This is a genomic window from Ferdinandcohnia sp. GQ5 (genome assembly GCF_059759275.1).
Genome location: NZ_JCAXEW010000015.1, coordinates 36,948 through 49,784, shown reverse-complemented (window position 1 = coordinate 49,784; position 12,837 = coordinate 36,948). Strand labels below are relative to the sequence as shown.

General features: G+C 37.3%; 12 protein-coding genes. 10 read left to right on the top strand and 2 right to left on the bottom strand.

Going from position 1 to position 12,837, the window contains the following annotated elements:
- Positions 1-28 precede the first annotated feature (28 nt).
- The 3 genes from AC6CHV_RS17820 to AC6CHV_RS17810 all read left to right on the top strand — a co-directional run bounded on the left by AC6CHV_RS17820 (position 29) and on the right by AC6CHV_RS17810 (position 3,396).
- Complete coding sequence (locus AC6CHV_RS17820) at positions 29-718, top strand: FCD domain-containing protein (RefSeq protein ID WP_498079344.1); 690 nt, start codon at positions 29-31, stop codon at positions 716-718.
- A 177-nt stretch (positions 719-895) separates the two neighbouring features.
- Complete coding sequence (locus AC6CHV_RS17815) at positions 896-1,954, top strand: tartrate dehydrogenase (RefSeq protein WP_498079343.1); 1,059 nt, start codon at positions 896-898, stop codon at positions 1,952-1,954.
- A 116-nt stretch (positions 1,955-2,070) separates the two neighbouring features.
- Complete coding sequence (locus tag AC6CHV_RS17810; RefSeq protein ID WP_498079342.1) at positions 2,071-3,396, top strand: 2-hydroxycarboxylate transporter family protein; 1,326 nt, start codon at positions 2,071-2,073, stop codon at positions 3,394-3,396.
- 240 nt (positions 3,397-3,636) lie between these two features.
- Here AC6CHV_RS17810 and AC6CHV_RS17805 read toward each other — a convergent pair whose 3' ends face one another.
- Entirely contained in the window at positions 3,637-4,077 is a 441-nt protein-coding gene (locus AC6CHV_RS17805) for a cell wall hydrolase (protein ID WP_121445095.1), read from the bottom strand.
- A 220-nt stretch (positions 4,078-4,297) separates the two neighbouring features.
- Here AC6CHV_RS17805 and AC6CHV_RS17800 point away from each other — a divergent pair, with 220 nt between their 5' ends.
- From AC6CHV_RS17800 to AC6CHV_RS17790, 3 genes are all read left to right on the top strand, one after another.
- Positions 4,298-4,786, top strand: coding sequence for a PH domain-containing protein (locus AC6CHV_RS17800; RefSeq protein ID WP_498079341.1), 489 nt, complete (start codon positions 4,298-4,300; stop codon positions 4,784-4,786).
- Entirely contained in the window at positions 4,786-6,387 is a 1,602-nt protein-coding gene (locus AC6CHV_RS17795) for a PH domain-containing protein (RefSeq protein WP_498079340.1), read from the top strand. Before AC6CHV_RS17800 ends, AC6CHV_RS17795 begins: the two co-directional genes overlap by 1 nt.
- Positions 6,388-6,485: 98 nt before the next feature.
- Complete coding sequence (locus AC6CHV_RS17790) at positions 6,486-7,139, top strand: NAD(P)H-binding protein (RefSeq protein WP_498079339.1); 654 nt, start codon at positions 6,486-6,488, stop codon at positions 7,137-7,139.
- A 169-nt stretch (positions 7,140-7,308) separates the two neighbouring features.
- On the opposite strand, the gene AC6CHV_RS17785 is transcribed toward AC6CHV_RS17790, so the two are convergent.
- The gene (locus tag AC6CHV_RS17785) at positions 7,309-8,292 is read right to left on the bottom strand and encodes a Gfo/Idh/MocA family oxidoreductase (protein WP_498079338.1); all 984 of its coding nucleotides are present in this window, start codon (positions 8,290-8,292) and stop codon (positions 7,309-7,311) included.
- A 331-nt stretch (positions 8,293-8,623) separates the two neighbouring features.
- On the opposite strand from AC6CHV_RS17785, the gene AC6CHV_RS17780 reads away from it, so the two are divergent.
- The 4 genes from AC6CHV_RS17780 to AC6CHV_RS17765 all read left to right on the top strand — a co-directional run bounded on the left by AC6CHV_RS17780 (position 8,624) and on the right by AC6CHV_RS17765 (position 12,689).
- Positions 8,624-9,934: a purine/pyrimidine permease gene (locus AC6CHV_RS17780; RefSeq protein ID WP_498079337.1), complete on the top strand. Its 1,311-nt coding sequence runs from the start codon at positions 8,624-8,626 to the stop codon at positions 9,932-9,934.
- 111 nt (positions 9,935-10,045) lie between these two features.
- Entirely contained in the window at positions 10,046-10,849 is an 804-nt protein-coding gene (locus AC6CHV_RS17775; RefSeq protein WP_121445090.1) for an ABC-2 family transporter protein, read from the top strand.
- 3 nt (positions 10,850-10,852) lie between these two features.
- Positions 10,853-11,662, top strand: coding sequence for an ABC-2 family transporter protein (locus AC6CHV_RS17770; RefSeq protein ID WP_498079336.1), 810 nt, complete (start codon positions 10,853-10,855; stop codon positions 11,660-11,662).
- A 19-nt stretch (positions 11,663-11,681) separates the two neighbouring features.
- A complete protein-coding gene (locus AC6CHV_RS17765; protein WP_121445088.1) occupies positions 11,682-12,689 on the top strand; it encodes an ABC transporter ATP-binding protein in 1,008 nt (335 codons plus the stop codon).
- The last annotated feature ends 148 nt before the right edge of the window (positions 12,690-12,837 follow it).

The window sequence follows — 12,837 nt, the reverse complement described above, 5'->3', positions numbered from 1 at the left end:
TCCTTTTCTGTAAAAGGGGAAATAGGAAATGAGTGATTTTTCAATAGAAAAACCAGTGCCATATTATGAACAGTTTTATCACACTATAAAAAAAATGATCTTTGAGGGTAAATTTAAACCCGGGGAGCGTATTAATGAAACACAATTAGCCAAAGAATTCAATGTAAGCAAAAGCCCAATACGTGAGGCAATCCGCATATTAGAAAAAGAAGGACTCGTAATTGTTAATGAAAAATCAAGAGTTATAGTGTATGAACCTACTTTGAAAGATGTTGAAGAAATATATTTTTGTCGTAAAGCACTTGAATCTTTTGCTGTTGGATTAGCAACGGAGGTTGCTACCGACCAGGAAATTGAAGAGATTGAAAACACATTAAAAGAAACTGAGAATGCCATAGTGCTAGAAAAAAGCCCAGAATTGATTATCTCTCTAAATGAAATGTTCCATCATTTAATTATTGAATGTACAAGAAATAGTAGACTAAAAAAACAAATTGATGAATTAAAAGGGCTAATGAGGTACTTTCGTATACTAAATTTTGAGGGTGAAGATCGGGCAAGAACAATATTGAATCAACATCTTGAGATTTTTAAATATGTAAAATTAAGAGACAAGGAAAGTGCAGCTCGTGAAATGATTAACCATTTGGAGTTAGATACGAAGCACTTATTTGAGGTATTTGATCGAAAGTCCGGATTATTTATATCAGAAAAGTAGCAGTAAAAAGCCGTGCCGTCGGGTAAGGCTTTTTATTTTGGATAAAAAAATAAAATTTTAGAAAAAGTCAAAAAACTATTGTATCCTTTTATAAATTCTTGTAGAATCAAATTATTAAGAAGATACAGTCGACTGTCGTCTTAATTTCGAAGACTTACATAACGGGAGGCAACAAACATGAAAAGTTTAAAAATAGCATCAATACCTGGAGATGGAATTGGAAAAGAGGTTGTGCCTGCTGCCATCGATGTGTTGAAAGCGGTATCAGAAGTCCATGGCGGTTTGAAGTTTGAGTTTACTGATTTTCCATATAGCTGTGAATATTATCTGGAACATGGAAGTATGATGCCGCCTGATGGAATGGAAAGACTCAAGGATTTTGATGCCATTTTTCTAGGTGCGGTAGGAAACTTAAAGCTTGTTCCAGACCATATTTCACTCTGGGGATTATTAATTAAAATCCGTAGAGAATTCGAACAAGTCATCAATATTCGACCTGCTAAGCTTCTAAATGGAATTCGTTCTCCATTAGTAAATCCAAAGGATTTTGATTTAATCGTTGTTCGTGAAAATAGTGAGGGTGAGTATAGTTCAGTTGGGGGAAGAATTTATCAAGGTGAAGATGAGATTGCGATTCAAAATGCCATTTTCTCAAGACGAGGTACTGAACGAGCAATGCGCTATGCATTTGAATTAGCCAAAAAGCGAAAAAAGCATGTGACTAGTGCAACAAAATCAAATGGAATCTATCATTCCATGCCATTCTGGGATGAAGTTTTTAAGGAGGTTTCAAAAGATTATTCAGAAATAGGAACCGATTCACAGCATATTGATGCTTTGGCTGCGTTCTTCATTACTCATCCGGATAAGTTCGATGTTATTGTTGCTAGTAACCTGTTTGGAGATGTTTTGACAGATCTTGGTGCTGCAATAATGGGTAGTATCGGTATTGCACCTGCAGCCAATATAAATGTTAATGGAAAATATCCTTCCATGTTTGAACCGGTCCATGGGTCCGCACCTGATATTATTGGAAAAGGTATTGCTAACCCAATAGGTCAAATTTGGACCGCGAAAATGATGTTAGATCATTTTGGTGAAGAGGAACTTGGTTCTCAAATGTTAAGTGTAATTGAGAGTGTTACAAGTGATGGCATTTTAACACCTGATCTTGGCGGAAAACATAATACGGCTAGTGTTACGACTGAAATTATTAAAAGATTAAAAGCATTGTAGACGTAAAGATGTGCATGATCTCTCATTTGGGGATGGGAGATTCTTAATTAGATTATTATGATAGCGCTAACAATAAGTGTTTTGAAAAATCTAACCTGGAAGATAGGGGTGTTGGTATGAGCAATTTAAACGTTGAGTTAGGTGCAAAGTTGAATACAAACAAGATTAAAATTCTAGGAATTGATTTACCTATATTTTTAGGGGTTGCAGCTATTGTATTAATTGGAGTCTATATGGAGATTCTTCCACAGAACATCGCAAGTGGAATGGCAGTTGCAATGGTTTTAGGCGGCCTTTTCATGTGGATAGGTGATAAAATTCCCGTATTTAATACTTTCGGTGGTGGCCCGATATTATGTATTATTTTACCAGCCTTATTCTTATATTGGGGATGGTTACCAGAAAGTTTAGCAGTACTTACAGATAATTTCTATAATGAGTTCGGGTTTGCGGAGTTAGTTGTAACTGGATTAATTGTAGGTAGTATCTTAAGTATGGATAGGGATTTATTAGTAAAAGTAGGTGTGAGATTTTTTGTTCCATTAATTGGGGGAGTCATTGCTGCATTAGGTGTTGGTGGGATTGTTGGGCATTTATTAGGATTTGGATTTGCAGAAACAATCTTTTTTGTTGCTGGGCCAATTATGGGTGGTGGAATGGCTGCAGGTGCTGTACCAATGTCTGAAATTTATGCAGCGAGTGGAAATGGTGACCCAGGCTATTATTTAGCAAAATTAGCACCAGCGGTTATGGTAGGTAATATGATTTGTATTTTAATAGCGGGTGCCTTCAATGGATTAGGTAAGAGAAAAAATATGCCCAAATGGTTTTCGGGTGATGGCAAAATGTTACGAGTGAGGAATGAAAAAGTAGAAGGTGCGGAGAAGGAATCTAAGTTTCCTATTTCAATAAATAATTTAATTATTGGAATTGTAATTGCACTAGCATTATACATTTTTGGCCGAGTTGTAGCTGATATAATCCCTACTTTCCATTCATATGTTTATATTATTTTAGGGGCAGCATTACTAAAAATATTTAATGTTCTTCCTAATCATATTAATGATGCTGCTGGTGAGTGGTATGAATTTATTTCTTCAGCATGGGTTCCAGCAGTTTTAGTAACAATCAGTGCTGGGATGATTGACTTTAAAAGTGTTCTTGAATTAGCTACGGATCCAAGTTATATGACATTAACAGTCTTAACAGTTATATTAGCTGCAGTTGCTGCTGGATTTGTAGGTATGTTTGTTGGCTTTTATTTTGTAGAATCTTCAATTGCAGCCGGTCTTGGAATGGCAGATATGGGTGGTTCCGGGGATGTTGCGGTACTTAGTGCAAGTGAGAGAATGGGATTAATGCCTTTCTTACAAATCTCATCCCGTATAGGCGGGGCTTTAGTGCTAGTCATTTTATCAATTTTAGCTCCTATTTTGTTATAATATCTTGTTAAATGTGAGAACGCTGCTTTGTTTAAGTAGCGTTTTCAATCATTTTAATACAGTCCAAAGGGAACTACTGTAATTGCATTAGCCGGTGCAATATCACGTAATATGTCAACTTTACATGAACTAGAATTACATATAAAAATTTCGAATCATTATCCAGCCCAATCTTACGATTGACAAATTCCGTTAAAGCACTCAAAAATCTTTTAAAAAAACCCCCACGATAAATGGGGGTTAACCGCGATAAACACTATCACATGTATTTGCCTGTGGTTCGTAATAACAATGGTCTTTGAATTGTCCTGCAAATGGTTGACCGTACCAGGTAGGTGGACATGGAGCATATGGATTAAAATACCAAAGTGAATACTTTGAAGGATGCTCTCGCCAAAAAGTTAAGGTTTGCCTTGCCAATTTTCTTTCAACCTCTCTTGCGGGGTTATAGAATAGATTCCCTTTTTGTACCGCTTCAAAGGAAAAATTTCCTCCTTGTACTTGATAAATCACGTCCCTAATTGTTCTTACATCTTTAAAATCTAAACAATCCGCTACAGCTCGATTGACAATGACGTTACCAACCATAAGCATGCCTTGGCGACCTTCGCCTTCAGCTTCTGCCCTCATCATCCTTGCTACTAAATCAACGTCTTTGTTTGTATGTTTTACTCTTGCCATTTTCCATCACCTCTACAAAAATTGTATGAAAACTGACTCAAAAGATGTCGGTTTTCAATAAATTTAACTCCAATTTCCAAACTGAGAACCCACTGGTCACCAAAAATATGCTATTTTTGTTTATTGATTCAACTTCTATAAAAATAGGAAATAATGAAACTTTATTGATATTGTTATCGTAAATATGTTGAATACGATTTTTCATAAGGAGCTGCTAGAAGTGAGTGATGTAAAATTAGAAAATCAATTATCCCCCGCTTTTCCAAAAATTAGAATAATATCTGAATCGATTTCGAATAGTATCGGATTTTTGGTGCTGGGATTATTGTTCTGGTTGAATTATTATTTTTCCTGGCCAAATTGGGCCTTTTGGATTTTGATTGCTTTGCTCGCGTTTGCCATCCTCGGAGCGATTTGGTCATTTATTGAACCCCACTTGAATTATCGTAACTGGAGTTATCAATTTGATGATGAATACCTTCAAATGCGTTATGGAGTTCTAACGAAAGAATGGGTGACCGTGCCAATGACGAAAATCCAGTCCGTTTCGACAATTCAGGGTCCCATTCTGAAAAAATATCATGCACGTTCCATTAAAATCGAAACAATGGGTTCATCTCATACAATACCTGCTTTGGAAGAGGGAATTGCTCTCGAATTAAGAGAGAGATTAGCAGATTATGCAAAGTTAAAGGAAGCTGATGAATAATGAAATACCATCCACTCGGTATTGGTTTCAAGATCTATCAACTAATGAAGAACAACTTCATCTTGTTGGTACTATTGTTTGTTATTCAAAGGGATTCAGACTCTTGGTACTTTGTATATGGAAGGTATGCGTTTTTAGTGTTTGTTTTCTTGCGATTGCTTTACATAGTAGCTAGTTGGTTTGTGGAAAAATATGAGTGGAAAGACCGTACATTCCATATTCATAAAGGACTTTTTGTGAAGCGTACAAGCACTATTCCGTTTTCAAGAATCCAAAACGTCACACGAAAAACCACCTTCTTTCATAAAATTGTTGGTTTGACATCTCTTACATTTGAAACCGCAATGGACGGAGAAGATGATTCCATCCATTTTGACGTTATATCAAAAAAACATGCCGATTTTCTAATTGACCTTGTTCAGCCTGGTAAGGAGCAGACGGGAGAGTCACAACTTAAAAATGTAAAGTCAATTCATGAAAATCATGCACTAGTTGATAAAGATGAAAAGTTAGTAGAAAAATACGATGATGTTGTACAAGCATTCGTAGAAAGTGGACAACAAAATGACTTGGAAATAAGCCGTCATGTTCATTTTTCGCCAGAAAGGAAGGACCTATGGAAGGCTAGTTTTACATCCCTAAGCTTCCTAGCTATTATTCCGATTATTTTTGCTGGACTGGATACGTTAAGTACATTCTTACCTGATACCAATCAGCTGGAAGGAGTACTTGAGGTCTTGCTTGCAAGTAAATGGCTATTTGTTATTGTTCTGATTATTGCTATCATTATTGCCGTTACATTTGGTGTGGCACGAACATTTATCCGGTATGGAAAATATGAAATTTCTTCAGATGCACGATATATCTTTATAGACCGAGGGGTACTTGATGAAAGTTATTTTGCGATTGAAAAAATGAAAATTCAGGGTCTAGAGATAAGGCAAACGTTGTTGAAGCGAATATTTGGGTTAGCGGAAGTAAAATTAATCAGTTCTGCGAATCCAAATAAAGGCGATGAATCCATCAATGTGAATTCACTTTACCCATTTTTACCTCTCCAAAAAGCATATGAATTAATTGAAGAATTGCTACCAATCTATCAGGTGAAATTAAGTAAATTAGAAAGGTTACCTCGTAAATCGTTATGGGTAAAATTACTGAAACCAAGCTGGTTATGGCTTATAGTAACAATTGGTTTATTTTACTTTAAACCTGAACTTTTTGATATTAAGCAATTCTGGTGGATCTTGTCTGTTGTCTTCCTATGCATCATTGTCTTGCAAAGGTTTCTTGATTATCATCATACGAGATATGCTGTAAATGAGACCCAGGTACAATGGTGGCAAGGTGGACTAACAAGTCGCATGTTTATAACCAAAAGAAGACATTTGATTGAAATGTCCTACTCTCAATCTAGATTACAAAAACTTTTCCAAGTTGCTTCCATTACAACGATGAATCGTTCAATCCCAACACATATTGAGACCATTAAAGATATTCCATTACCGTTTGCTCAAGCATTTGAAGAATGGTACTTAAAGCGTCGGGAAGATGTTGATCTTGTTGAAGAACAAAGTAGCAACCAAACGGTATCTAAATAACCGGGGAAACCGTCCATTGAAATCAGAAGCCCTTTCATTTGCTATCTATTTCCTAACTTGTAATAATAAAGGAAGTGAAAAAGAAAGGGGCTAGATTGATGAAAGTTTGTGTAGTTGGTGCTAATGGTCAAATTGGAAAACAAGTGGTGGAGCTTTTAAAGGAAAGTAGTGAGCATACCCCCATTGCGATGGTGCGTAAACAAGAGCAAGAAGCCCATTTTGATAACTTAGGTGTTGAAAATGTTTTAGCAAGTATTGCAGATAGTGTTGATAAAATAGCAGAGGCCATTTCAGGCTCTGATGCGATTGTGTTTACTGCAGGCTCAGGTGGACATACAGGTCCTGATCAAACCCTGCTAATCGACCTTGATGGTGCTGTGAAGACTGTTGAAGCAGCAGAAAAGGCTGGCGTTAACCGCTTTGTGATGGTAAGTGCATTAGGTGCGAATCAACGTGAAAAATGGAATGAGGCAATTCGTCCATATTATGTAGCAAAGCACTATGCCGATCGAATACTTGAACAAAGTGATTTAACCTATACAATCGTTCGACCTGGTGGTTTGCTGAATGAAGAAGGCACTGGGAGGATTTCAATTGGGGAGAATTTGACAAGAAATACAATTCCTCGTGCGGACGTAGCAAAAGTGATTGTAGCTTCCTTATCTGAGGAAAATACATATTATCAATCATTTGATCTTGTAAGTGGAGATATTCCGATCGAAGATGCATTGAAAAATGTAAAAGGTGATTAAAAGAGACGCTTGCGACGGTTCGGTCGCAAGCGTTCGTTTTTTATTTCTAATTTTAGGCTCCACCAGTTCTCTAGTCAAAGACAATTGCTTCGGAGGGTAACAAGAATCTTTTGTCAGCACTTGTCATACCTTATATTTGTCGCCAACAAGCTCGGGCTCTGTACTTTTATCATTTATCAGCAGGAAATACTAACCCAATTTGCTTACGAGCTTCCTCTAATATTTCCATAACTGCAATCGAATTTGCATACGTGTTTACGTTGGACTCTAAGGAACCATTTTTAATAAGGTCGATAAATTCTTTTGTTTCGTAATACATAGTGTGCTGTTCTGGGATCTTAGAGATATCTTCAACTCGACCGTCACGATAGCGGATTTCTACTTTTTCAGGTTCTGAAATTTTATCGATGAGAATACTAGCCTGTTCACCCTGTATTTCAGAAGGGATATAGGAATTTGTAATTTTTGAAAACATTACCGTACCTTCCATGTCTTTATAATGGGCAAGTATGGCTCCTTCCCCATCGACACCAGAATTGAGCATAAACCCACTTGCTTTAATTGAATCTGGCTTTCCGAATAATTGTACCATTGGATAAATACAATACACGCCAATATCCATTAATGAACCATTTGAAAATTCAGGTTTAAAAGCATTTAATACATTTCCTTCCTTATAAGCATCGTAGCGGGATGAATATTGGCAATAGCTTGCGAAATAACGACGTACAGGTCCGATTTTATGTAAGTTCTCCCGAATGCTTGAATAGGATGGAAGAAAGCCTGACTTGAGTGCCTCCATTAACAACACATTATTTTCTTTTGCGGCCTTAATCATTTCCATTAGCTCACTCGTATTTGAGGCTATTGGCTTTTCACAAAGAACATGTTTTCCGTGTTTCAAAAGACTAATTGCATAAGAGGCGTGAAAGGAAGTGGGGCTTGCAATGTATACAGCGTCTAGTAAGTCAGATTTCGCCATTTCCTCAATTGAAGTAAAGGTATAAGGTGCATGGTGTTTATTAGCAAATACCTTTGCTCGCTCCTCCGTTCGTGAATAGACAGCTGTTAATGAAAAATCCTCAATTGTATTTGCTGCTCCTAAAAATGAATCTGTAATCCAGTTAGTTCCGATAACTCCAAAACGAATCATAAATTTTCCTCCAAAAGTAAAGTATATATATTCATTATAGCAAACATGCAAATTTATAAAATAATGGTAAAATGGGAGAGCACATAACTTTATTCAGCGGAAGTCCACAATTTGCTGAGATTAATGCAGAAAGAGTTACAAGGTGGTCAAACCGATAGTGAATAAAGTTATGGCCTCCGGCGGATGCCACGATTTTTCGGGGTAATTTTTCGAGCAGTAAGTCCAAAGACTAAGAACGCCACATCGTGTGGCAACGTCTTTATGAACCACTTCCTGTGGGCCTAAAAATCGGGCGCAAATACGCCAAGGCGCATTTGATAGTAGGATAGGGATGAGAAATTTGAAAGTTTTTTTTAGTTCATTACAATGGCTAGCCTTTATCATTGCTAGTTCTATAGTAGCACCAATTGCAATTGCGGCCCTATATGGAATGGACCCAGTTGAGACAGCGAGTTTTGTCCAAAGGACCTTCCTCGTATTGGGATTATCCTGTTTAATACAAGTGTATTTTGGACACCGTTTGCCGATTAATGAAGGACCTGCTGGTTTATGGTGGGGTGTATTTATTATCTATGCAAGCTTGGGTCCGACATTATATGGTTCAGGTGAAGAAACACTTCGGGCAATTGAAGCAGGTATTTTAGTGAGCGGGGTTCTTTTTATGCTCTTAAGTATTTTCGGGATTATTGATCGACTATCGAAATTATTCACGCCAGTTGTAACAGGCACTTATTTAATTTTACTTTCACTACAATTGAGTGGTTCCTTTTTAAATGGCATTTTCGGTGTTGGGTACCGTGGTGTAGAAACGGTTAACTTAAAAATCGCAGGTATTTGTTTATTTATTATTCTATTTACCTTTGTTTTTGCCGAAAAAGGACCTCGTGCTTTAAGACAATACTCCGTTTTAATCAGCTTGGCCCTTGGTTGGATTATTTTTGCTGTACTTGGATTAATCGAACCAACCAATGTTGCGTCAAATAAATGGATAGAGGTACCTAAAATCTTTCCTTTCGGTCAGCCGATCTTTGATAGTGGAATGATTACGACCTCAATCCTTGTGACACTGTTGCTTTTAACCAACCTTATAGCTAGTGTAAAGGTCGTTGAACAAGTGCTTCAGTCACAAAATGTATCATTAGAAAAAACTAGATTTCGTCCTGCAGGTTTTATGGCAGGAATAAACCAGATGATAGCTGGACTCTTCTCTGCGGTTGCACCTGTTCCGATATCAGGGGCTGCGGGCTTCATTGCCACTACGAAAGTTAATACAAGACTCCCATTCATTGTTGGAAGTTTCATCTTGGTCGGTATTAGTTTCCTTCCGAAAGTTATGAACTTCGTTTCAGGTTTGCCTGCACCAGTGGGATATGCAACGGTTTTTATCATTTTTGCTAACCTTATGCTTCCGTCTTTAGCAATGTTTGAAACTCTAGAAAACAAATATCAATCCAGACTGATAATCGTTTTTTCATTATTCGTTGGGGTAGGTGCAATGTTTGTTCCTTCAGAAGCGTTTACGGATGTACCACCCATTTTAACCTCAATCTTGAATAATGGTCTCGTCCTTGGAACTGTTGTGGCAGTCTTGATTGAACAAACCGTTTCAAGACTTGGGTCTAAAAAGAAAGAAAGAGTCTAGTCGGAAGTAGTAGAATTATGCTACTATAAAGAAAAATCAGTTAAAAAAGGTAAGGGAGTTCGTCATACTCTACTTTTATCTTGTGTTTCATAGTTTACTAGAGGTGAATGAATGGATACGGTAAAAATGTATACGGCTTTTACGAAGAAAGCCTTTATGAGATCAGCTGCATATCGCTTTGACGTATGGACAAGGCTGGTTTCAAATATCATCTTTTTGTTAATGTGGATGTCAATTTGGTTTGCGCTTTATGCTGGCAAAGAAGAGGCGAGTGGAATCTCCCTAACCGCAATGCTTACATATGTTGTTGTTAGTCAGTTTTTAACGGCAGTCAATGGTGCCGGAACGCCGCTGTGGGAACTGCAAGAAAAGGTACGAACTGGAGACATTGCACTCGAACTTATGAGGCCATTTGATGTACCGTTACGTTATTTATTTGCTGACTTTGGAAGTGTAGCTTTTTATATGCTGACTGCACTTGTCCCTTTATATGTTCTCTTGTTTTTCTTTGTTGATTTAAGCCTGCCTTCATCATGGATGACATGGATTTTATTTATTATTTCCGGATTTTTAGGATTTTTAATACGATACTGTATTGAGCTGACATTTGGATTATTTACTTTTTGGCTTATTGAAACAGGAGGAATAGAGGATATCTTCTATTTTTCTGTATCCCTTTTATCGGGTTCGGTCATTCCGTTGTGGTTTTTTCCTGGATGGTTGCAAACGTTTGCGACATATTTACCATTTCAAGGGATTTATTTTATTCCAAATGCGATTTTTATCGAAGAAATTAGCGGCAAAGATGTGTTTATTTCGCTTGGGATTCAGTTTTTTTGGGTAGCTGTGTCCTATGCAATCCTCCGTTTTGTTTGGCGAAAAGCATCAAACAAAGTGATTGTGCAGGGAGGGTAAAGGATGACAAAGATTATTGACTATGTTCGTTTGTATTTCCGACTAGTCGGAGCGGGAGTACGTGCCCAAATGCAGTATCGTTTTGCGTTCATAATGCGAATTGTTGGTATGGTCGCGGCCTATACGGGAACCGCTGTAACTATGTGGATCATGCTCTATCAATTTAAAGAACTTGGAAACTGGAATTTTTATGAGTTGTTATTTCTATTTGCGTTAGCTGTTCTATCGTGGGGATTCTGTATCATCCTCTTTTTCCATTTTAGAAGTTTGGACACTTATATTGTGAATGGGACCTTTGACCGTTTTCTTGTTCGTCCAATCAACCCATTTTTTCATTTTATGGCAATGAAATTTGATATTGGAGCTGCCGGTCAATTTATTTTTAGTATTCTTGTATTTATATGGGTTAGCAATGCTCTTGATATTCATTGGCAATTTGGAAAAATCCTCTTTTTACTTGGAGCGATTATTGGTGGGATTTTAGTTCAAGGAGGATTGCTTGTCTTCATTTCAGCCATTGCTTTCTGGACGACTAAATCAGAGCGTTTCTATTGGGTTGTGATGTATCCAGCTCGAAATCTAACGAACTATCCACTTGCTATCTATCCTAAGTTTGTTCAATGGGTAACGGCATTTGTTGTTCCTTTTGGGTTCGTCAATTACTTCCCAGCAGCGGTTATATTAGATAAGGATACACCTTATTTTTCTTCCTATATTGGATATTTCACACCGATTGTGGGAATTGTGTTTTTTGTCATGGCATATTATGTTTGGATGCTCGGCTTAAGTCGATATAAGAGTGCTGGATCGTGATTAAAGGGGTGAATGTGTCTTGGCCATAATTGAAGTAGAACATTTAAACAAAGAATTTAAAATTGCAAAAAGAGAAACAGGTTTTGTAGGGGTCTTAAAAAGTGTCGTAAACCGCCAGTTTGTCACGAAAGAAGCAGTAAAAGATATTTCCTTTTCCATCGAAAAAGGGGAAATGGTTGGATATATTGGACCTAATGGAGCAGGGAAATCAACTACGATCAAAATGCTTACAGGTATTCTTGTTCCATCAAATGGTTCCATTATTGTAAATGGGATTGTGCCATATGAAAAACGTAAGGAGAATGCGAAAAACATTGGTGTTGTGTTTGGTCAACGGACACAGCTGTGGTGGGATCTCCCGACAATTGAGTCATTTGAATTATTAAAGGAAATATACCGCGTTCCTGATGCGCGTTATAAAGAGAACATGAATACATTCTCGGATATTCTTGGCTTAGGCGAGTTTTTGAACACGCCAGTTCGACAGCTATCATTAGGTCAACGTATGAGAGCAGATATCGCAGCATCACTTTTACATGACCCTGAGATTTTATTTTTAGATGAACCAACGATAGGACTGGATGTTGTTGCAAAAGAGAAAATGCGTGAATTTATACAGGAAATTAATAAACTTCGCGATGTGACGGTGATCTTAACGACACATGATATGGAGGATATTGAAAAGCTTTGTAAACGAATGATTTTAATAGATCATGGTCAAAAGGTGTATGATGGTGATATAGCAGCAGTTAAGTCTCGCTTCGGAAAAATGCGGACTTTGATTGTTGATGTTGAAGAGAATGGCGTCGATTTACATGTTTCAAATGGGGAGCTCATGAAAGAGGAAGGGAACCGAAAGTGGATCCGTTTCAACCGAGATGATTTTTCAGCTTCGGACGTGATTTCGCAAATTACACAAACCCATAATATTACGGATTTAACAGTGGAAGAGCCGGAAATTGAGTCGATTATCAGCAGAATTTATCAAGAAGGATTTACTAAAGAAGAGGTTCCGGTGAAAGTTTGATATTTTTGACGTGTTTCAGCCCTTCGGAGGATTGTTCCGTGGGGCTTATTTTTGGATAATGGCCGATGAATTTGTGTTATGGCTGTTAATCAGAATTTATGGCTGATATCTCATTATTTTGGCCAATAATCGTGATTTATGGCTTTTA